The sequence below is a fragment of the Micromonospora sp. RL09-050-HVF-A genome (genome assembly GCF_019374995.1).
GTDB classification, from domain to species: Bacteria; Actinomycetota; Actinomycetes; order Mycobacteriales; family Micromonosporaceae; genus Micromonospora; species Micromonospora antibiotica.
In genome coordinates this window covers 6,851,605-6,872,572 of sequence record NZ_JAGKQP010000002.1, presented here as the reverse complement: position 1 = coordinate 6,872,572, position 20,968 = coordinate 6,851,605, and the positions used below count along the sequence as shown (strand labels likewise).

The 20,968-nt window shown below is 72.0% G+C and carries 19 protein-coding genes; 8 read left to right on the top strand and 11 right to left on the bottom strand.

Annotated features, from left to right (window positions below; translation table 11 throughout):
• Nucleotides 1-95: 95 nt before the first annotated feature.
• The gene (locus tag J7462_RS30100; protein WP_219469329.1) at nucleotides 96-2,126 is read left to right on the top strand and encodes a hypothetical protein; all 2,031 of its coding nucleotides are present in this window, start codon (nucleotides 96-98) and stop codon (nucleotides 2,124-2,126) included.
• Between the two features lie 59 nt (nucleotides 2,127-2,185).
• On the opposite strand, the gene J7462_RS33080 is transcribed toward J7462_RS30100, so the two are convergent.
• Nucleotides 2,186-2,692 carry an acyltransferase gene (locus J7462_RS33080; RefSeq protein ID WP_307799550.1) on the bottom strand — a complete coding sequence of 169 codons (507 nt, stop codon included), beginning with the start codon at nucleotides 2,690-2,692 and terminating at the stop codon, nucleotides 2,186-2,188.
• A 154-nt stretch (nucleotides 2,693-2,846) separates the two neighbouring features.
• The gene (locus J7462_RS33075) at nucleotides 2,847-4,064 is read right to left on the bottom strand and encodes a glycosyltransferase family 4 protein (RefSeq protein ID WP_219469326.1); all 1,218 of its coding nucleotides are present in this window, start codon (nucleotides 4,062-4,064) and stop codon (nucleotides 2,847-2,849) included.
• Between the two features lie 244 nt (nucleotides 4,065-4,308).
• Between J7462_RS33075 and J7462_RS30085 the strand changes: the two genes are divergently transcribed.
• A complete protein-coding gene (locus tag J7462_RS30085) occupies nucleotides 4,309-5,037 on the top strand; it encodes an acetyltransferase (RefSeq protein ID WP_255597952.1) in 729 nt (242 codons plus the stop codon).
• Here the strand turns inward: J7462_RS30085 and wecB are convergent.
• Both wecB and J7462_RS30075 read right to left on the bottom strand, forming a co-directional pair.
• The gene (gene wecB / locus J7462_RS30080; RefSeq protein WP_219469322.1) at nucleotides 4,966-6,090 is read right to left on the bottom strand and encodes a non-hydrolyzing UDP-N-acetylglucosamine 2-epimerase; all 1,125 of its coding nucleotides are present in this window, start codon (nucleotides 6,088-6,090) and stop codon (nucleotides 4,966-4,968) included. The genes J7462_RS30085 and wecB overlap by 72 nt on opposite strands.
• 115 nt (nucleotides 6,091-6,205) lie before the next feature.
• Nucleotides 6,206-7,306, bottom strand: a complete 1,101-nt coding sequence (locus J7462_RS30075; RefSeq protein ID WP_219469318.1) for a glycosyltransferase — start codon at nucleotides 7,304-7,306, stop codon at nucleotides 6,206-6,208.
• 320 nt (nucleotides 7,307-7,626) lie between these two features.
• Here J7462_RS30075 and gmd point away from each other — a divergent pair, with 320 nt between their 5' ends.
• Genes gmd through J7462_RS30060 form a run of 3 tightly spaced genes read left to right on the top strand, consistent with a single transcriptional unit; the run spans nucleotide 7,627 to nucleotide 10,960 of the window.
• A complete protein-coding gene (gene gmd, locus J7462_RS30070) occupies nucleotides 7,627-8,640 on the top strand; it encodes a GDP-mannose 4,6-dehydratase (protein WP_208569012.1) in 1,014 nt (337 codons plus the stop codon).
• Nucleotides 8,637-9,839, top strand: coding sequence for a glycosyltransferase (locus J7462_RS30065; RefSeq protein WP_219469314.1), 1,203 nt, complete (start codon nucleotides 8,637-8,639; stop codon nucleotides 9,837-9,839). Before gmd ends, J7462_RS30065 begins: the two co-directional genes overlap by 4 nt.
• Before the next feature lie 2 nt (nucleotides 9,840-9,841).
• A complete protein-coding gene (locus J7462_RS30060) occupies nucleotides 9,842-10,960 on the top strand; it encodes a DegT/DnrJ/EryC1/StrS aminotransferase family protein (RefSeq protein ID WP_255599211.1) in 1,119 nt (372 codons plus the stop codon).
• Between the two features lie 42 nt (nucleotides 10,961-11,002).
• On the opposite strand, the gene J7462_RS30055 is transcribed toward J7462_RS30060, so the two are convergent.
• From J7462_RS30055 to glgC, 6 genes are all read right to left on the bottom strand, one after another.
• Nucleotides 11,003-12,295 (bottom strand): hypothetical protein, encoded by a 1,293-nt coding sequence (locus tag J7462_RS30055; RefSeq protein ID WP_219469308.1) that lies wholly within the window; start codon nucleotides 12,293-12,295, stop codon nucleotides 11,003-11,005.
• A complete protein-coding gene (locus J7462_RS30050) occupies nucleotides 12,292-12,477 on the bottom strand; it encodes a hypothetical protein (RefSeq protein ID WP_219469305.1) in 186 nt (61 codons plus the stop codon). Before J7462_RS30050 ends, J7462_RS30055 begins: the two co-directional genes overlap by 4 nt.
• Nucleotides 12,474-13,511 carry a hypothetical protein gene (locus tag J7462_RS30045; RefSeq protein WP_219469302.1) on the bottom strand — a complete coding sequence of 346 codons (1,038 nt, stop codon included), beginning with the start codon at nucleotides 13,509-13,511 and terminating at the stop codon, nucleotides 12,474-12,476. Before J7462_RS30045 ends, J7462_RS30050 begins: the two co-directional genes overlap by 4 nt.
• A 21-nt stretch (nucleotides 13,512-13,532) precedes the next feature.
• Nucleotides 13,533-14,792 (bottom strand): hypothetical protein, encoded by a 1,260-nt coding sequence (locus tag J7462_RS30040; RefSeq protein ID WP_219469297.1) that lies wholly within the window; start codon nucleotides 14,790-14,792, stop codon nucleotides 13,533-13,535.
• A 151-nt stretch (nucleotides 14,793-14,943) separates the two neighbouring features.
• The gene (pgm, locus tag J7462_RS30035; protein ID WP_219469294.1) at nucleotides 14,944-16,581 is read right to left on the bottom strand and encodes a phosphoglucomutase (alpha-D-glucose-1,6-bisphosphate-dependent); all 1,638 of its coding nucleotides are present in this window, start codon (nucleotides 16,579-16,581) and stop codon (nucleotides 14,944-14,946) included.
• A 69-nt stretch (nucleotides 16,582-16,650) separates the two neighbouring features.
• Entirely contained in the window at nucleotides 16,651-17,883 is a 1,233-nt protein-coding gene (gene glgC / locus J7462_RS30030) for a glucose-1-phosphate adenylyltransferase (protein WP_219469291.1), read from the bottom strand.
• Nucleotides 17,884-17,978: 95 nt separating this feature from the next.
• On the opposite strand from glgC, the gene glgA reads away from it, so the two are divergent.
• Genes glgA through J7462_RS30015 form a run of 3 tightly spaced genes read left to right on the top strand, consistent with a single transcriptional unit; the run spans nucleotide 17,979 to nucleotide 19,754 of the window.
• Nucleotides 17,979-19,181, top strand: coding sequence for a glycogen synthase (glgA, locus tag J7462_RS30025; protein WP_255597951.1), 1,203 nt, complete (start codon nucleotides 17,979-17,981; stop codon nucleotides 19,179-19,181).
• Between the two features lie 43 nt (nucleotides 19,182-19,224).
• Nucleotides 19,225-19,500, top strand: a complete 276-nt coding sequence (locus J7462_RS30020; RefSeq protein WP_067303547.1) for a type II toxin-antitoxin system Phd/YefM family antitoxin — start codon at nucleotides 19,225-19,227, stop codon at nucleotides 19,498-19,500.
• Nucleotides 19,497-19,754, top strand: a complete 258-nt coding sequence (locus J7462_RS30015) for a Txe/YoeB family addiction module toxin (RefSeq protein ID WP_091246726.1) — start codon at nucleotides 19,497-19,499, stop codon at nucleotides 19,752-19,754. Before J7462_RS30020 ends, J7462_RS30015 begins: the two co-directional genes overlap by 4 nt.
• A gap of 9 nt (nucleotides 19,755-19,763) precedes the next feature.
• Here the strand turns inward: J7462_RS30015 and J7462_RS30010 are convergent, their stop codons facing one another.
• The gene (locus J7462_RS30010) at nucleotides 19,764-20,966 is read right to left on the bottom strand and encodes a helix-turn-helix domain-containing protein (RefSeq protein WP_219469289.1); all 1,203 of its coding nucleotides are present in this window, start codon (nucleotides 20,964-20,966) and stop codon (nucleotides 19,764-19,766) included.
• Nucleotides 20,967-20,968 lie beyond the last annotated feature (2 nt).

Genomic DNA, 20,968 nt, shown 5'->3' with positions numbered 1-20,968 from the left:
GTGGTGCTGTCCGGGAGCCGACCGACACCAACCGCCAGCTGGGCAAACGCGCACAGTGACAGCATCGTCGCAGTTCAACGGTGGAGGTGTGGAGGATGGCCGAGCTGATCGTCTACCGGTCCAACGCCCTGATGTCCGTCAGGTCGCGGATCGACGCCACCCGGGACGTGATCATGCCCGTCAACCTGGCGTACGCGGAGAGCATGGTCGGCATGTGGCACTCCGGCCTGCCCCAGGTGAGCCTGGTGCCCTCGACCGCCACCGACGCCCAGGTGTGGCCGGTCCTGTCCGCCGTCGGCACCCGCATCCACGACACCTCGGACGACAACTGCCCGATCAACACCGGCTGGTCGTACGTCGGCGGCAACCACGGCTACAACGTCGGCAACCAGATCGCGGTGGCCAACCACGGCAAGACGACCGCCGACGTGGGTTCGCAGTGGAGCGACGGGACCCGCATCTTCACCCTGCTGGCGGTGACCAACGCCAACAGCCTGCTGTTCGGCAACCCGTACACGATCGTGGACGGCATCGCCCAGGGCGCGCGGGTGAAACCGGCCGCACCGCTCACCCACGTCTCGGGGGCGACCAACCGGACCACCGTGCCGATCACCGGCCTCACCCCCGACGTGCAGATCCGCCCGGCCACCCACTCCCACACAGTGGCCGTCGAACTCGACGGCCGGCCGGTGCCCGACGGTCGGTCCACGGGCCAGGAGCTGGTGATCCGGGAGTCGTACGTCATCCCCTCCTACCAGGGGATGATCGACACGGCACGGGCGAACATCGGCACCCCGATCGCCACGATCATGCCGAGGATCCCGTCCCTGTGCCGGATCTCGAACGAATACCGCTGGTCGCCCGGTGGCAGCCTGATCGTCGCGCAGACGGTCACCGCCCTGAGCCGGTTCACCCTCAACGCGGGGGTCACCCAGTGCGGGCCGTTGACCCCGGTGGCCGGCGGCACCCGTCGGCAGTTCATGCCGAACGTGGGGGTGGCCGGCGGCCTGAACTGGTCCGTCTGGGCGAACATCGACACCCTGACGGCGCTCACCGACTTCACCCCGGCGACGCTGCGGAACCGGCTGATGCCGGCGAGCAGCATGACCCAGTGGGTGGTCAGCGGCGGGGGCGTCCAACAGTGGGGCATCGCCGTCGGGCTGCTGCCGGTCGCGGACGGGAAGCCCGAGATCCGGGTCCGTTACACCACGGCCAAGGGCTGGTTCATCAGCTCCAGCCTCAAGAAGAACTACCCGCAACTGGTCTGGGGCCGCACCCTGGCCGCCGGTGAGTCGGTGACCGGCACCGCCTACCGCCGCTACCTGGCGCCCCCGTCGACCGCCACCGAGATCGTGGTGTCCGCCGACGGCGCGGATTTCGTGGTGATCGAACGGGTCGGCACCGTGGCGCAGGCCGAGATGACGGCGCCGCAACTGTTCCACCGGCTGCTGGTCCCGGTCGGCCCGACGAACCTCGACGTGCCGGACCGGGTCACCGTCGACGGCATCCCGTACACCGTGCCGGTCTCCCCCGGGTACGGGACGTGGCGCGCGGAACCCGACCAGGTCGCATCGGGACCGCTACCGGGGGCGACCGGACCCCGGGGCAGTTACTTCCTCGTCCGGTCCGGCCCGACGCTGAGCCGCACCTGCACCGGCACCTACCAGCGGCTCCTGCTGCACCCGGTCTTCCTGGCCGAACCGACCCCGGTCGACCGGGTCTGTGTGGAGGTCACCGTGGCCGGCACCGGCGTCCTGCGGCACGGCGTGTACGCCCACGATCCGTCCACCGGGCGTCCCGCCGTCCTCGGCCCGATCGCCGACTTCGGCACCGTCGCCGTCACCTCGGTCGGGGTGCGGGAGTCCGTGCTGGTCGCTCCCGTGGTGCTGCCCGCCGGTTGGCACTGGTACGCGCACGTCTGGCAGGCCAGCGGCACCACGCCGCCCGCCGTACGGGTCAGTGGCGTCGGCGCCGCCACCACGCTGAACCTCGGTGCCGGCGCGGCGGCGATGACCGGGGACCGGTTCGGCTACGAGGTGACCGGGGTGACCGGTGCGCTGGGCGCGATCACGATCACCGGAGTCCACCAGTTCGCGCCGCCGCAGGTGGCGTACCGGCGGGCCTGACCCCGGTGCCCCGTGCCCCCGGCGGGACCGCACCGGCGGGCGTCGGGTCCCGGCGGGCCTCAACCGGTGGGGACGCCGTAGATCCGCTTCATCGCCTCGTGTTTGGCCGGGACGGGCAGGTGTCCGATGCCCAGCGACTTGGCCCGCAGCCGTTCGAGGTACTCGTCGGTGGTGCGCACCGGCCGCGCCGGCACCCCCGCCGCCACGGTGTTGTCCGGGATGTCCCGGGTGACGATCGAGCCCGCCCCGATGACGCACCGGTTGCCGATGGTGACCCCGGCCAGGATCATCGCCCGCATGCCGATGTAGACGTCGTCGCCGATCCTGATCGGCGCGGTCCAGTCGAGGTCGGGATAGTCCTTGCGCAGGATCAGGGTGCCACCGTCGTGGGTGACGAACTGCACCTCGGAGGTGACGTAGACGTTGTCCCCGATGGTGATCAGCCAGGGCTCCGAGCCGAACATCGCCCGGTTGACCCCGTAGAACCTGACCCGGCCGGTCAGGTTGACCCCGAGGGACCGGACGAACGCCTCGGGGTCGCGGGACGCGGCCAGATGGTCCCGCACCCGCCGGACCATCGTACGAACACGACTGGGCACTGACTATCCTCGATCGCAGGGTACGGCTGGGAGAGCACCGGACCGGGGCAGGTGGTCCCGGTCACTGGGGTGAACGAGCCGGGCCCGGCCACGGTGACGCCGGGCGCGGCCCGGAACGGGCTCAGCGGCAGAACTGGCGGGCGTGCTCCAGCACGTTCGGTTCCCGGCGGCGCTGCCGCCAACGCCGGTACCGCTGGCCGGCCGTCGCCTTCGCCTCGGCCCGTTCCTCGGGTGACCGGTCGGCGAGCAGGTCGAGCACCCGGCTGAGACCCGCCGCCGTCGCCGGCCGCACCACCGTCCCGCCGGTGTCGGCGATCAGCTCGCTGAACGGCGTGTTGTCCGAACAGACGACCGGGCAGCCCGACGCCAGGCTCTCCAGGATCACGTGACCGAAGTTCTCGCCGAGGGTGGGGAAGAGAAAGGCGTCGTACCGGCTGAACGTCGGCATGACGTCCGCCGCCACGAGTTCGCCGAGGTAGCGGACCCGGACGTGGCCCGGCATGGCCGCGATGATCCGCTGGCAGCGCGACCAGTAGTGCGGGTCCTCCGGCGGCCCGAAGATGTCGAACTCCATCGGCCGGGTGGTGCCGGCCACCGCCTCCAGGGCGGTGGCGAGGTTCTTCATCGGCGAGATCCGGCCGACGAAGACCAACCGCAGCGGCCCGTCGTGCGGTCGGGCCGGCGGGGCCGGGTGCGCCGGGATCGGGCTCTCGTTGCCGTTCACCATCACCTGCGCCCACGGCATGGTCGCCCGGATCTGCTGTTCCTCCAGCCAGCTGCACGCCTGCCAGCGCACCCCCAGCCGGCGCAGCAGCGGCGCCCACACCGCCAGGAAGAGCCGCTTCTTGGCGGACCGGATCGCGAGGGCGCCGGGCGACAGCTCACCGCGCGGGGCGACCAGGACGGCCCCCACGCGCACCAGGCGCAGCGCCGCCGCCAGGATCGCCACCACCGAGAACAGCGACCAGATGCTGTTGACATAGAGCAGGTCGACCGGGCGGGCGCGGACGTGGCGGATCAGCCGGGCCCAGTGTCGCGGCGCCCACGGGTCCAGGTAGAAAACGGCGGACCGCTCGTCGCGCCGCAGCAGCCGCCCGGACAGACCGGGGTACGGTGCAGACGAGCCGAGATCCCGGTCCCGGGTGACCAGGGTGACGTCGAGATGCCCCGGCAGGGTGTCCAGGATGAACCGCAGCGAGCGAATCGGGCCGCCACCTCGGAAGCCCGGCTCGAACACCCCTGCGGTCGCGACCACCCGGTAGCCGCCCACCGCGTCACCGGTCCGGCGCACGACGGCGGCGTCGTCCAGGGAGGGCAGCCTTGTCAACTTGTCCACCATCGGCCCACCTTCACCGTGCCGTCCGCAGATCGGCATCACGCAGGGGTGTCTGGCTTGCACAGGCAACGACCGGGGCTGCCGGGGGGCGCAGCCCGTACCGGATGCCGCAGTCGTGGAGGGGGACGCGTCCGCGGGCCGGGAACTCGACCCTTGCCGGTGCCCGCGCCGGGCGGACCCCGGCGGTGCCGCCCGGGGGCGGATGGCGGAGCGCGACCGGTGCTCTGCGTGGCCGAGGGGGCAACGGTTGACCACCGACGTAGTGATCGTAGGTGTGGGCGGGATGGGCCGGGAGATATTCGGGGTAATTCGGCTGTTGAACGCCTACCCGGTCGACGACGCCCGGTGGCGGGTCCTCGGCTTCGTCGACGACTATCCGACCGCGCCGAACGTGGAGCGGGTGCGGCGGCTCGGGGTGCCCTTCCTCGGCCCCACCCGGTGGCTCGCCGGAGCACCGGCGGGCCTGCAGGTGGCGCTGGGTGTCGGGCACCCCCGGCTGCGCCGCGAGACCGACCGGGCCCTGGCCCGCTACGGGTTGCCCGCCGCCACGGTGGTGCACCCGGCCGCCGAGATCGGCCCGGACTGCGTCTTCCAGGAAGGGCTGTTCGCGGCCGGTGGCGCCCGGGTCACGACGAACGTGGTGCTGGGCCGTCAGGTGCACCTCAACCAGAACTGCACGGTGGGGCACGACAGCGTGCTCGGCGACCACGTCTCGGTCAATCCACTCGCCGCGGTCTCCGGCTACTGCCGGCTCGACGACGGGGTCATGGTGGGCACCACCGCCGCCGTCCTGCCGGGGCTACGGGTCGGTCGGGACGCCGTGGTGGGTGCGGGCGCGTGTGTGACCCGGGACGTCCCGGCCGGCGCGGTGGTCACCGGGGTGCCCGCCCGGCCGGTGGACCGGTCAGCGGCGGATGCCCGCCCAGGCGTGGTGCCGGCGCACGGTCGACAGGATGAAGTCGACCACCCGGCGTGATGTGTCCGGCACCTGGTAGTCGAGCGGGCAGGCGACCGGACCGGCGGCCACCTGGGCCACCACGACCCGTACCGCCTCCACCACCCCGGCCGGGTCCAGCCCGGTCATCACGATCGCCCCGCAGTCCAGTGCCTCGGGGCGCTCGATGGACTCCCGCAGGGTCACCGCCGGGAACCCGAGGATCGCCGCCTCCTCGCTGACGGTGCCGCTGTCGGACAGCGTGCACCGGGCGTGCCGTTGCAGGGTCACGTAGTCGAAGAACCCGAACGGCTCGTGGAAGGTGATGCCGTCCAGCAGCGTGCCGTCGACGGCGAGGGACTCCAGGCGCTTGCGGGTACGCGGGTGGGTGGAGACCAGCAGCGGCAGCCGCCACTCGTCGCGTACGGCGCAGAGGCAGTCCAGCAGCCGCCGGAGCCGGTCCGGGTGGTCGACGTTCTCCTCGCGGTGGGCGCTGACGACGAAGTAGCCGCCCGGTTCGAGGGCGAGCTGCGCCAGGATGGTGGACCGGTCGATCTGCGGCCGGTAGTGGTCGAGCACCTCCCGCATGGGTGAGCCGGTGTGCAGGATCCGGCGGGGGTGCAGGCCCTCGGCGAGCAGGTTGCGCCGGGCGTGTTCGGAATAGACGAGGTTGAAGTCGGCGACGTGGTCGACCAGCCGGCGGTTGGTCTCCTCCGGCACGTTGAGGTCGAAGCAGCGGTTGCCGGCCTCCATGTGGTAGACGGGGACCTTCATCCGCCGGGCCATCAACGCGGCGATGGCGCTGTTGGTGTCGCCGAGCACCAGCAGCGCGTCCGGGCGCAGCTCACCGATCGCCTGTTCGGTGCCGACCAGCACGGCCCCGAGCAGGCTACCCAGCGACCGGGTGTCGGCCCGCAGGAAGCGGTCCGGGGACCGGACACCCAGCTCGGTGAAGAAGATGTCCGACAGCGCGGGGTCCCAGTTCTGGCCCGTGTGCACCACCGTGTGCTCCACGGTCCGATCCAGCGCGTCGATCACCCGGGCCAGCCGGATGATCTCCGGTCTGGTCCCGACGACGGTCATCACCCGGGTCATGGATGTCTCCTCATGGTCGGTCGCGGTGTGGCGGGGACCGCCCGGCACCGGTGGGCGCGGTCCGCCCGGCGGTGCGGTGCGGGGTCCGGGTCGGCGGTACGCGGGTCGGCCGGTGTCACGACGGCCGTCCCTGTGGGGGGACCCGGCACGCCGGGGCACTGACCGCCTGCCATGCCTGGTCGAGGACGCTGATCCGGGGCCGGTCGAGCCACCAGCGGCGGTAAGCCTCCCCCGCCGCCGCCCGGGCCGCCTGCCGCTGCTCGGGCGAGGTGGCGGCGAGCCGGGTGAACAGCGCGCCCAACGCCACCGGGGTCAGCTCGGTGAGCACCTGCCCGCCGCCGTCACGCAGCACGGCCGTCCACGGTGTCCGGTCCGAACAGATCACCGGGCAGCACGCCGCCAGGCTCTCCGCGATCGCGTTGCCGAAGTTCTCCCCCCGGGTCGGCTGGACGGAGGCGTCGTACCGGGCGAAGGTCTCGCCGACCTGGTCGGGGCGCAACTCTCCCCGGTAGCTGACGACGGACGGGTCCGGCAGGGCGGACCGCAACTGCTCGCAGCGCTGCCAGTACCGGGCGTCCTCCACCGGGCCGTAGATGTCGAGCCGCACCCGGGCCCGGACGTGGGCGAGCGCGGCGAGCACCAGGTCGAGGTTCTTCATCGGTGAGATCCGACCGATGAAGACCAGCCGGGGCGGGTCGGCCGGCGGCGGGTCGGCCGGGGCGGGGCGCGGTTCGGGGCCGACGCCGATCGCAACGACGCCGATCCTGGCCCGGGGCAGCACCCCCCGGATGTCGGCGACCTCCTGCGGCCCGGTGGCGTGCCACAGCACCCGGGGCCCCCGCAGCATCCACCGCCAGCCGGCCAGGAACATCCGTTTGCGGGCCCGGTGCAGGGCGAGGGCGGCCGAGCCGAATTCACCCCTCGGGGCCACCAGAATGCGATCCGCCCGCAGCAGGCCGAGCCGGGTGGCGGCGATCGGAAGAATGGAGAAGACCGACCAGACGCTGTTGACGTAGAGCAGATCGAAACGTGCCGACCGCAACGAACGCCAGAGCGTCAGCCAGTGCGCCGGGTGCCGTACCCCGAGGTAGAAGACCTTCGTCCGGCCGCGTCGCACCCAGGTGCCGGAGAGCCCGGGATAGGCCGCCCGGGAACCGAGGTCGCGATCCCGGGTGAGCAGGGTGGCGGAAACCGCGCCGCTGGCCGTTTCGAGCACGTGCGAAATGGAACGGACCGGCCCTCCGGCACGCCATCCGGGGCTGAAGTAGCCCGCCGTGACGAGGACCCGGAATGTGGTCCCCCCGGCACTCGCCAACCGTTCGTCAACGTTCGTTGCGGGGCTGGTGTCACCGGCCATCCTCGCTCCTCGCTGAAATCTGGGAACTGGGTTGAACAACGAGCGAGCGTCACTTCGGTGACTGCGTACCGCGCTTCGCGCAAATTCGTCGAACGCCACCCGAAAAATCATGATCACCGGTCCGGCAAACGGTATAAGGGAGTCGCGCAACAAATCCCAACCGACACGAGAGGACCCCCATGTCGCGAGTGGCACTCATATCCGGCACCACCGGTCAGGACGGTAGCTATCTGTCCGAGTTCCTCCTCGACCGGGGATACACGGTGCACGGGATAAAGCGAAGGTCGTCCTCGTTCAACACCGAACGGATCGACCGCGTCGACGTCCATCCCCGCAACGGCGAGGCGCGTCTGTTCCTCCACTACAGCGACCTTTCCGACCCGGCCTCACTGACCGCGCTGATCCGCGACATCCGGCCGGACGAGATCTACAACCTCGGCGCGCAGAGCCACGTCCGCGTCTCCTTCGACGTCCCCGGCTACACCGCCGACATCACCGGGCTCGGCGCCCTGCGGATGCTGGAGGCGGCGCGGGCGGCCGACATCGACTGCCGCTTCTACCAGGCTTCGTCCTCGGAGATGTTCGGCTCCGCCCCGCCTCCGCAACGGGAGGAGACCCCGTTCCACCCGCGCAGCCCGTACGCGTGCGCCAAGGTCTACGCCTACTGGTCGACGGTCAACTACCGCGAGTCGTGGGACATGTTCTGCGTCAACGGCATCCTGTTCAACCACGAGAGCCCCCGGCGCGGCGAGAACTTCGTCACCCGCAAGATCACCCGCGCGGTGGCCCGGATCGAGGCCGGCATCCAGGACAAGCTCTACCTGGGCAACCTCGACGCGGTCCGGGACTGGGGCTACGCCCCGGAGTACGTCGAGGCGATGTGGCTGGCCCTTCAGCAGGACACCCCACAGGACTACGTGGTGGCCACCGGCGAGGGGCACTCCGTACGCGAGTTCGTCCAGGCCGCCTTCGACCGGGTCGGTCTTGACTGGCAGCGGTACGTGGAGATCGACCCCGCCTACTTCCGGCCCGCCGAGGTCGACGCGCTCATCGGCGACTACAGCAAGGCCCGGCGGCACCTGGGCTGGGCGCCGAAGACCCTGTTCGGCGACCTGGTACGGGTGATGGTGGACGCCGACCGACAACTCCTGGAAGACGAGCGGATGGGACGTCTCGTGCGGGTGGACCGATGAGGATCACCGTCGACGCCACCCCGATCCGCCCCGGACACGCCGCCGGGGTCGAGGCCTTCACCTACGGCCTGCTGACCGGCATGGCCGCCGACACCTCCCACGACCTGCGGGTGAACATCCTGCGGGGCACCCTCGACCAGTGGCGTGACCAGGTGCCCGCCGATCAGCTCGGTTGGACCGAGGTCGCCCAGCCGCTGCGCTCGGACACTCCTCCCGGGCAGCTGTTGCGCCGCTGGACGCCGACCCGGGTCCGCGACTCGCTCGCCGTCCGCAGGGCGGTCAACGCGGTCCGGCAGCGCTCGGTCCCTCGGCAGCGGGGATCGGACGTGACGTTGTACCCGTTCCACAGCGCCCCGATCGGGCCCGGCCCGTCGGTCGTCGTCGTGCACGACCTGCGGCACCTGCGGGCCGCCTTCCACTCCCCCGGCTTCGCCGCGGTGGTCCGGGAGAACGTGGCCCGCGCGGCCGCCCTCGTGGTCACCTGGCCGCACCCGTACCGGGAGACCCTGCGGTTGTTTCCCGAGGCGGCGGAGCGGACCGCGCTCATCCCGACCCCGACGTTCCAGCCCGCACCCGAACGGGCTGCCGCCCGGCCCGAACCGGGCCTGCTGGTCTACCCGTCCTCCACCGCGACCCACAAGAACCACGCGACCCTGCTGGAGGCGATGGCGTTGCTGCCGCAGTGCCGGCTGGTCTGCCCCGGCCCGCTGGTCGAGCCCGACGCCAGCCGCCTGCTCGCCCGCGCCGCGCAGCCCGACCTGCGGGGCCGGGTGTCCTTCCCCGGGTTCGTCACCCTCGACGAGCTGAACGCCCTCTACGCCCGGGCCGACGCGGTGGTGATCCCCTCGCTCTGGGAGGCGGCCAGCGGTGCCATGCTGGAGGCGTTCAGCTGGGGGCTGCCCGTCGCCTGCGCGGACGCCGAGCCGCTGCTGGCCCAACTGGAGTTCACCGGTGCCGAGGCGACGGTCTTCCGGGCCACCGACCCGGCGTCCCTCGCCGAGGCGGTCCAGCGGCTGCTGGCCGACCGGGCGCGCTACGCCACCGCCGCCCGGCACGCCAACGGCCGGTTGGCCGCCCGCACCTGGGCGGCGACCGGTGCCGACTACCTCGACGTGCTGCGCTGGGTGGCGCAGGGACGACCGGGACCGATACCGAGATCCGCGTTCGCCGCCGAACTCAGCGGGGAGGAAGCGTCGTGAGCATGACGGACGACCGCTATCCGGTGGCCCGACCGAGCCTGTCCGACCTGGAGGAGCGGTACGTGGTCGACGCCCTGAGGAGCGGCTGGGTCTCCTCCCGGGGCCCCTACCTCAACGCCTTCGAGGACCGCTTCGCCCGGCGGTGCGCCGCCGGCACGGCGGTGGCCACCGCCAACGGCACGGTCGCCCTGCACCTGGTCCTCGCCGCCGCCGGTATCGGTCCGGGCGACGAGGTCATCGTTCCCGCGCTCACCTACGTGGCGACCGCGAACGCCGTCGCGTACTGCGGGGCGCGCGCCGTCTGTGTGGACGTGCTGCCGCAGAGCTGGTGTGTCGACCCCGCCGCCGTCCGGGCCGCGATCGGGCCACGCACCCGGGCGGTCATCGCCGTCGACCTGTACGGCCACCCCGCCGACTATCCCGCCCTGCGCGCGCTGTGCCAGCGGCACGGACTGCTCCTGGTGGCCGACGCCGCAGAGTCCTTCGGGGCCACGGTCGACGGGCACCCGACCGGTTCCCTGGCCGACGCCACCACCTTCTCCTTCTTCGGCAACAAGGTGATCACCGCGGGTGAGGGCGGCTGTGTCACCACCTCCGACGAGGCGCTGGCCGACCGGATGCGCCTGCTGCGCAACCAGGGCATGGATCCGCAGCGGCGGTACTACTTCCCGGTGCTGGGCTACAACTACCGGATGACCAACCTGGCCGCCGCGCTGCTCTGCGCCCAGCTGGAGCGGGCCGACGACATCATCGCCCGGCGGGACGCGGTGATCGCCGGCTACGAGACGCAGTTGGCCGACCAGCCGGCGCTGTCGGCCCAGCCGGTGCTCGCCGGCGTCCGCCGGGCACCGTGGATGGCCGCCTTCCTGGTCGGGCCCGAAGGGGACGCCACCTCCCGGGACACGGTGGCCCGAGCGCTCGACCGGCTCGGCGTGGAGACCCGGCCCTTCTTCGTGCCGATCCCCGATCTGCCGGCGCACCGTGATCCGGACGCGGACTGCCCGGTGACCGTCGACCTGAGCCGGCGCGGCATCAACCTGCCCACGTACCCCGAGCTGACCGAGCCGGCGGTCAAGACGGTGGTGGAGCGCGTCCGCGCCGCCCTGTCGACCGTCGCCTGACGCGGGTGCCGCCCCCGCCCGGTGCCGCAGGGCGGGGGCGGCTCACGTCGGGCGGACAACGTCGGCCAGTTCGTCGGTGGGGTCTCGCCGGACACCCCGCGCGCGGTCCGCCTCGCGTCTGCGCAGCAGCAGGAGATAGCTGCCGCCCCAGGCGACCGCGCTGGCCAGGGCCAGCACCGCGAGTGCGCCGGCCGCACCGGTCGCACCGGACAGGACCGCTGCGGCAACGACCACGGGCACCCGGATTCCGCCGAGCAGGACGCCGAGCAGGATCGCCAGCCGGCTCGCCTGCTCCACCCGCAGCCCGGCGAAGCCGACGGCAGCCGGCGCCGCGAACAGGCTCTCCAGCGCGAGCAACACCAACAGGCTGCGGGCCAGGTCCCAGTTGGCGCCGAGTAGCGTCGTCCCGACCGCGTCGGGCAGCAGGGCGACCGCCGTCGTCATCGGCAGGACACCGGCGGACACCAGCATCGCGAGTCGTACGGCCACCCGGGTCCGCACCGCGCGGGACTCGGCACGGCTGCGGGCCAGGTGCGGCAGGATCAGCGTGGCGGCGGTGGACAGGACCAGGTTCACCGGCCCCAGCAGCGTCCTGCCGGCGCTCAACGCGCCGACCACCGCGGTGCCCGCGAAGGCGGCCAGGGCGGTCAGCGCCAACTGCGCCGATCCGGTGGTCAGCAGGAACTGCGTGCCGAACCCCAACGCGACGCGGCTCTCCGCCCGACCGATGCGCCAGCCGGGCCGCAACGCGTACCGGCGGCGGAGCGCGACGACCACGCCGATGAGCCCGCCACCGAACGCCCAGAGGGCGAACACGTACGGCGCGTCGAGCAGCCGGAACAGGCCGGCAAGCGCGGCGCAGCCGGTGACCGCCGCCCAGGCGGTCTCCTGGGCCAGGGCCCCGGACGGTGTCCCGACGCCGACGGCGATCGCCTTGGTGTAGTCGTAGAGCACCAGACCGGGCAGGGCGAGGCCCACGAACACCAGATAGGACGAGCCATACGCGATCCCCGCCGCGCCGAGCGCCACCCCGCTGACCGTGCCGAGCAGGATGGCCCGCCGGGCGGCGGACGCGGCCCCCGTACCGGCCGCCAGGGTCGAGTCGGTCACCATGCTGCGTACCAGCCCGGAGCCGAGGATGTAGAACGAGAAGGCCAGCGCGAACTGACCCACCCCACCGATCGGCTCCAGCCGGGTGACGGTGATCGCCACCAGCAGGTTGCCGCCGCTGGACAGACCCCCGACGACCAGGGCGAGCAGGGCACGGCGACCGGTCCGGGGCGGGCCCGGAACGGCCCGGTGCCGGGCCGCGCGAGCACGGACCCGGACGGTCACCGGGCGGCACCCCGCAACAGCGGCACCCGGTCGTCCCGCCCGACGGGGGAGCGACGGGTCAGCCACAGCAGGAGAAAGACCGGTACCGCCGACATCAGGTGTTGCAGGAAGCCGATGGTGGAGTCGGGGTAGGTCCCGGACCAGAGCAGCACATCGGAGAAGACCAGGCAGCACAACGTCAAGCGGGCCGGCCCCGGTCGCCCCGCCAGCGCAGCAGCAGCGCCACGAACCCGGCCCAGAAGGCGTGCACGGCCACCACTCCGACGGGGCCGTCGAACAACCAGATGTTGCCCAGCAACAGGAAGTTGAAGGCCGACGTCGGCCCGCCGCCGAGGAACTGGTTGATCCGTTGCCCGGTGGACAGCGCCGGCCGGTCCGGATCGATCACCCGGGGCACCAGCCCGTACCGGAAGTAGTCCACGACACCGGGCTGGCCGATCTCGACCGGCACCTCGAAGCCCGCCACCGCCGTGAGTTGACTGTCCAGACGGAGCCGGTCGGCGGCGGTGACCTGAGTGTCCACCATGACCCCGGACTCCTCCCGGATGGCGTTGCGCTGGGCGAACATGGTGGGCCAGGCGAGGAGGAGCACCACCGTCCAGAGCAGGAGATGACGCAGCCGGAAGACGCCGCAGACGGCTCCGGCGGCAGCCACGAAGAACACCAGTGCGACCAGTGGCGCGGAACGGGCGGTCAGCGCTGCGACGTACGCCTCCACGCCGACGAGAGCGGTCAGCCAGCAGTACAGCTTCGGCCGCGAGAGCCGACCGCTGAGTTGGCTGCCCACCAGCAGTGCGAAGCCCAGCGTGCCCCACCCGGAGAAGAGCGCGCACACCATTCCCAGAGGTGTGTCGGCCAGTTCGCCGGACACCTGGGCGACGACGGTCCCCCGACCGAGGTGGGCACCGACGATGTTCGCCGCGATGCCGGTCAGGGTCACCAGCCGGGCCACCGGATATATCTGGGGGAACCGGGCGGTCGCCTGCCGCATGCCCTGCCGCCACTGCGGATCGGGACGCCCGAAGGACAGGCTGGCCGTCTCCACACTGGCGCTGCCCAGCAACGCCAGGCCCACCAGGAACACGAGGAAGCCGGTACGCGGGTTGTGGTGGAGCACCGCCATCGGAACGATGAACACCGCGTACGGGGCGAGCACCAGGAAGCTGACGGGATAGCACCGCAGCAGCCCGCCGACCAACTCCCGCTGACGTTTCACCCGGACCCCGCCCCGCTCGGGTCATGCGGGCGCCCGGCCCGGGAAGCTGCGGGCCAACCACAGTAGAAAGAAGACCGCCATCGCCGACACCGCGTGTTGCAGGAACCCGATCATCGAGTCGGGGTAGGTGCCGGACCACAGCAACGCGTCGGAGAACACCAGACAGACCAGACTCAACCGGGCCGGGCCGGGCCGGCCCCGCCAGCGCAGCAACAGCGCCACGAACCCGGCCCAGAAGGCGTGCACGGCCACCACCCCGACGGGACCGTCGAAGAACCACATGTTGCCCAGCAGCAGGAAGTTGGAGGCCGACGTCCGGCTACCGCCGAGGTACCGGTTGATCCGTTGCCCGGTCGTCAGAGCCGGCCGGTCGGGGTCCAGGAGCCGCGGTACCAGCCCGTACCTGAGGTAGTCGACGCCCTCGGGCTGACCGAGGTCGACGGGGACCTCCGTGGGGGCGACGACCGTCAGCTGCCGGTCCAGGCGCATCCGGTCCGTCGCGGTCACCGCGTCGTCCACCGCGACGCCCTGGTCCTCCCGTATCCCGTTGCGGTAGTCGAACATGGCCGGCCACAACAGGACCAGCACCAGTGTGCCGAACACCAGGTACCGCAACCGGAACACGCCGCAGACCACCCCGGCGGTGACCGCGAAGAAGACGAAGGCGATCAGGGGCGCCGTGAGGGCGGTCAGCACGGTGACGAAGGCCTTGGTGACGACGAGCGCGCCCAACCAGCCGTACAGCTTCGCCTTGGACAGGTGGCCGCCGAGGTGGCTGGCGACCAGCAGCGCGAACCCGAGCGCCGCCCAACCGGAGAACAACTTGGTCAGCGCCACCATCGGCGTGTCGGACGTCTCCCCGGAGATCTGCGCGACGAGGTTCCCCTCCCCGAGGTGCGCCCCCAGCAGTTCGGCCGCGATGCTGATCAACACGACCAGGCGGGCCACCGGATAGATCCCCGGGTACCGGGCGGTCGCCTGGCGCATGCCGCGCCGCCACTGCGGATCGGGTCGCCCGAGGAGCAGACAGAACGTCTCCACGGAGACACTGCCCAGCAACGCCAGGCCCACCAGGAACACGATGAAACCGGTACGCGGGTTGTGATTGACCAACGCCATCGGCAAGATCAACAGCGCATACGGGGCGAGCACCAGGAAGCTCACGGGATAGCAGCGCAGCAGCCGACCGACCAGTTCCCGATGGCGTCCCGACGACGCTGCCCGGGAGTCGACGACATCGATTTCGGAGCCAGGGTCGGAGACCGCCCTGGAACAGGTCATCGTCCGCCCCCTCACCCGTTTTCGGTCGCCTCATGCGCAACGAGCGAGTCGAGGTCCACGAAACGCTCCGGAGCGGAAACTCCGGGCACCGGGGGCAGCACGGCGTGCGCCCCGTCCGTTAGCCGGACGGGGCGCAGGGCAGCCGCCGAAACTACTCCAGCACGGCGTCGACCAGGGCCTTCGCCTCCTGTTGGAGCTGGGCCAGGTGCGCCGGCCCGTGGAACGACTCGGCGTAGATCTTGTAGACGTCCTCGGTGCCGGACGGCCTGGCCGCGAACCAACCCGACTCGGTGGTCACCTTCAGCCCGCCGATGGCCGCCCCGTTGCCCGGGGCGCTGGTCAGGGTGGCGGTGATCGGCTCACCGGCCAGCTCGGTGGCGGTGACCTGCTCCGGGGAGAGCCGGCCCAGCACCGCCTTCTGCTCCCGGCTGGCCGGGGCGTCGATCCGGGCGTACGCGGGTGCGCCGAAGCGTTCGGTCAGCGTGGCGTAGTGCTCGCTCGGGGTCCGGCCGGTGCTGGCGATGATCTCGGCGGCGAGCAGGCAGAGCAGGATGCCGTCCTTGTCGGTGGTCCAGGTGCTGCCGTCGCGGCGCAGGAACGACGCCCCGGCGCTCTCCTCGCCGCCGAAGCCGACCGTGCCGTCGAGCAGCCCGGGGACGAACCACTTGAAGCCGACCGGCACCTCCAGCAGCGGTCGGCCCAGGTCGGCGGCGATCCGGTCGATCATCGAGGAGGAGACCAGGGTCTTGCCGACGGCCGCCGCCGGACTCCACCGCGACCGGGTACGGAACAGGTGGCCGATCGCCACCGCCAGGTAGTGGTTGGGGTTCATCAGGCCCCCGTCGGGGGTGACGATCCCGTGCCGGTCGGCGTCGGCGTCGTTGCCGGTGGAGACCTGGAACCGGTCCCGGGCGGCGATCAGCGACGCCATCGCGTTGGGCGACGAGCAGTCCATCCGGATCTTGCCGTCGCCGTCGAGGGTCATGAACCGCCAGGTCGGGTCGACCAGTGGGTTGATCACGGTGAGGTCGAGCCGGTGCCGCTCGGCGATCTCACCCCAGTAGGCGACGCTGGCCCCGCCGAGCGGGTCGGCCCCGATCCGCACCCCGGCGTCGCGGATCGCGTCGATGTCGAGCACCGACGGCAGGTCGTCGACGTAGCCGGCGAGGAAGTCGTACGTGCCGGTGGTGTCGGCGGCGCGCGCCCGCGCGTACGGGATGCGTCTGACCTCCTTGAGCCCGGCGGCCAGGATCGCGTTGGCCCGGTCCTGGATCCACTTCGTGACGTCGGTGTCGGCGGGCCCGCCGTTGGTCGGGTTGTACTTGAAGCCGCCGTCGTCGGGCGGGTTGTGCGACGGGGTGATCACGATGCCGTCGGCGAGCCCGTCGGTGCGACCCCGGTTGTGGGTGAGCACGGCGTGCGACAGCGCCGGGGTGGGGGTGTAGCCGTCGCGGCTGTCCCGCAGCACGGTCACCCCGTTGGCGGCGAGCACCTCCAGCGCGTCGGCCTCGGCGGGGGCGGAGAGCGCATGGGTGTCCCGGGCCAGGAAGAGCGGTCCGGTGAGGCCCTCCTGGCGGCGGTAGTCGCACAACGCCTGGGTGACCGCCAGAATGTGGTCGGAGTTGAAGGCGTTGCGCAGGCTGGACCCCCGGTGGCCGGAGGTGCCGAAGGAGACCTGCTGCGCCGGGTCGTCCGGGTCCGGGTGCTCGGCGTAGTAGGCGGTCACCAGCCGGGGCACGTCGACCAGGTCGGCGGGCTCGGCGGGCTGTCCGGCACGGGGGTGGGCCACTGCGGAAACCTCCTTGAGGGTACGGGTCGGTGCGCTGTCTTCCCCGGCGTCGGCCGGGTCACACCCGGCTCAGGGCTCGACGCGCTGACCCTTGCCGATGACGACGACGCCGTTGTCGGAGACGGTGTAGCGCTGCCGGTCCTTCTCCAGGTCGACGCCGATCTCGGCGCCCTCGGGCACGAAGACGTTCTTGTCGAGGATGGCCCGGCGGATCACGGCGTGCCGGCCCACCTCGACGCCCTCCATCAGCACCGCGCCGTCGACCTGCGCCCAGGAGTGCACCTTGACCTTGGGCGAGACGACCGAGTTCTCCACCAGCGAGCCGGAGACCACCGCGCCGGGCGAGATCATCGAGCCGACGGCCCGGCCGACCCGCTCACCCCACTGGTGGACGAACTTCGCCGGCGGGTACGGCGGCTGGTCGGTGTAGATGGGCCAGTCGAAGTTGTAGAGGTTGAACACCGGGTGCACGTTGATCAGATCCATGTGCGCGTCGTAGAACGAGTCGAGCGTCCCCACGTCCCGCCAGTAGCCCCGGTCCCGGTCGGTGCTGCCGGGCACCTCGTTGTCCTTGAAGTCGTAGACGTTCGCCTCGCCCCGCTCGACAAGCATCGGGATGATGCTGCCGCCCATGTCGTGCTTGCTGGTCTTGTCGGCGGCGTCCCGTTCGACGGCCTCGCAGAGCGCCCGGGTGGAGAAGACGTAGTTGCCCATCGAGGCGTAGATCTGGTCGGGGGCGTCGGGCAGGCCGACCGCGTCGGTGGGCTTCTCCCGGAACGCCCGGATCCGCTTGCCGTCCTCGCCGACCTCGATCACGCCGAACTGGTCGGCCATCGACAGCGGTTGGCGGATGCCGGCGACGGTGACCGCCGCCCCGGAGGCGATGTGGTCGTCGACCATCTGCCGGGGGTCCATCCGGTAGATGTGGTCGGCACCGAAGACGATCACGTAGTCCGGCTGCTCGTCGTTGATCAGGTTGAAGCTCTGGTAGATCGCGTCGGCGGAACCGGCGAACCACCAGGGGCCCCGGCGCTGCTGGGCCGGCACCGGCGTGACGTAGTTGCCGAGCAGTGTCGACATCCGCCACGTCTTGGTGATGTGCCGGTCCAGAGAGTGGGACTTGTACTGGGTCAAAACGACGATCTTGAGAAAGCCGGCGTTCGCCAGATTGGACAGGACGAAATCGACCATGCGGTACATCCCGCCGAACGGGACGGCCGGCTTGGCCCGGTCCGCGGTGAGCGGCATGAGGCGCTTGCCCTCTCCGCCGGCCAGGACGATCGCGAGCACCTTGGCAGCCATGACCAGACGCTATCCATACCGCTGCGACTTCACCACTCGTACGGGCACAGTTCCGTGACCGGTGCGCGGCCGGTTTCTGCACTAGGGTGCCGGGCATGACCGACTCCGCCCCGCTGCGCGTGGACCTGCTCACCCGCGAGTACCCGCCGGAGGTCTACGGCGGGGCCGGGGTGCACGTCGAGTACCTGGCCCGGGAGCTGCGCCGGCTCGCCGACGTCCGGGTGCACTGCTTCGGCGCGGAGCGCGTCGAGCCGGGCGTCACCGCGTACCCCGAGCCGGCCGGCCTGGGCGGCGCGAACGCGGCGCTACGGACCATGGGCGTCGACCTGGCGATGGCCGCCGGGTGCGCCGGCACCGACGTGGTGCACAGCCACACCTGGTACGCCAACCTGGCCGGGCACACCGCCAAGCTGCTGTACGGGGTGCCGCACGTGGTGACCGCGCACAGCCTGGAGCCGCTGCGCCCGTGGAAGGCCGAGCAGCTCGGCGGCGGCTACGCGCTCTCCTCCTGGTGCGAGCGGACGGCGATGGAGTCCGCCGACGCGATCGTCGCGGTGAGTGCGGGGATGCGGCGGGACGTGCTGACCGCCTATCCGGCGGTGAACCCGGACCGGGTCCGGGTGGTCTACAACGGCATCGACACCGCCCAGTACGCCCCCGACCACGGCACCGACGTGCTGGACCGGCTCGGCATCGACCCCGCCCGCCCCAGCGTGGTGTACGTCGGGCGGATCACCAGGCAGAAGGGCCTGCCCTACCTGCTGCGCGCCGCCCGGGAGCTGCCCGCCGACACCCAGCTGGTGCTGCTCGCCGGTGCCCCGGACACCCCGGAGATCGCCGCCGAGGTGCAGGGGCTGGTCAGCGAGCTGCGGGCCAACCGGTCCGGGGTGGTCTGGGTGGCCGAGATGCTGCCCAAGCCCGAGGTGATCCAGGTGCTCACCCACGCCACCGTCTTCGTCTGCCCGTCGGTCTACGAGCCGATGGGCATCGTCAACCTGGAGGCGATGGCCTGCGAGACGGCGGTGGTGGCGACCGCCACCGGGGGCATCCCCGAGGTGGTCGCCGACGGCGAGACCGGGTTGCTGGTGCCCATCGAGCAGGCCGGCGACGGTTCCGGCAACCCGCTGGACCCGGACCGCTTCGTCGCCGACCTCGGCGCGACGATCAACGAGTTGCTGGCCGACCCGAAGCGCACCGAGGCGTTCGGTCTCGCCGGCCGGCGGCGGGCCGTGGAGCACTTCTCCTGGGACGCCATCGCCGTCCAGACCCTGGAGCTGTACCGCTCACTCCTGGAATAACCAGGGTCAGGTACAGTTTTCTGTACCTACCTCGGAGGTGGTCATGCGGACCGTGAACTTCACCCAGCTACGGCAGAACCTGGCCGCCGAACTCGACAGCGTCATCAACGACGCGGAGGAAGTGGTGGTGACCCGGTCGGGTCACGAGCCGGTGGTCATCGTGCCGCTGGCGGAGTACGAGTCGATGAAGGAGACCGAGTACCTGCTGCGCAGTCCGGGCAACGCGGCGGCCCTGCGCCGATCGATCGCGGAACTCGACGAGGGTGACGCCACCGAGCGGGAACTGGTCGACCCGACGACCGTACGGGACGTCGCGTGAGGCTGGTCTTCACCGCGACGGCGTGGAGCCAGTACCTCAGCCACACGGACCGCAAGCTGGTCAAACGCATCAACGATCTCATCGCCGACGTCATGCGCAACGAATACGAGGGCATCGGCAAGCCGGAGCCCCTGCGGGGTGAGCTGTCCGGCTTCTGGTCCCGCCGGATCGATCGCGAACATCGGCTGGTGTACCGCATCACGAAGGACGACGTCGAGATCATCGCCTGCCGGTACCACTACGGCGACAGGTAGCCACCAGGGTCAGGTGACGTGGAGGGTGGCGGCGAGGCGGGTCAGGGCGGGCGGGGCGGCGGGGGAACGGGCCACCACGGCGACCAGGGGGCGTACCGCCGGGCGGTGGTGCACCTCGCCGTGGGCGGTGCGCTCCGCTTCGAGCACCGCCCGGCCGGCGCGGAGCAGGTTGCCGTCGAGCACGTAGGCCCGGGCGGTATCGAGCAGGTACGCGGCCCGGTGCTCAGGGGGCAGCCACCGCCACTCGTCGCCGGCCACCAGCCGCTCGTGGCGTACCGTCGCCGCCGTGACCTCGCCGAGGGCGGCCTCGGCGACCACCCGCGCGGCCTCGACCGCCGCGCCGCCGCCCTCGGCCCCGGCCTCCCGGGCGGCCCGACCGGCCCGGTCGAGCAGATCCCGGGAGGCCCGCCCGTCACCCCGCCCGGCGGCAGCCAGGCCGGCCTGGAGCAGCAGCGTGACGAGCAGCGCGGGGTCGGCCGACCGGTCGTCACCGGGCGTCGACGAGGTCGCCCGTGGCGCGCCCGGGGAACGCCCCGGCAGGAGGCGGTGGGCCGCGACGGCGGCGGCCTCCATCGCGGCCCGCCGCCGGCCGCCGTGGCGCAGGGCCTGGGCCAGCGGCACCGTGGCGGCGGCGGCCACCCACGGGTCCTTCGTGACCTGCGCGGCGGCCACCGCCCGGTCGGCGGCCAGCCAGGCCACCTCCGGCCGGTCGACCTTGAGCAGCACCAGCGCGACCAGGCCGTACCCCCGGGCGAGCAGCCCGTCGGTGGCCCGACCGGGCCGGAGTGCCCGCGCCGCGCGGACCGCATCGACCAGGCCGGGCAGCACGACGAGCAGTTCCGGGTAGCGGGCGTGCCGGTAGCTCTGCTCCGCGTGGGCCAGGCGGGCGCGCACCTCCGCGACGTCGGGCGGCCGGGCCGGCGGCTCGACGTGGTAGCGGGCCAGCGCGGCCAGCACCGCGTCGACACCGGTGGTGGCGGTCTCCGGTCGTGCCGACTCCCCCGCCGACCCGGCGAGCAGCACCTCCAGGTCGATGCGGAGCGTCTCGGCGACCATCCGGAGGTTGGACACCTGTTCCAGCCGGCGCACCCCGCGCTCGACCTTGTCGACCCAGCTCTTCGACTTGCCGAGATGGTCGGCGAACTGCTGTTGCGTCATGTTGCGCCGCACCCGCCACTGGGCGACCCGGCGGCCCACCGGCAGCTCGTTCACCG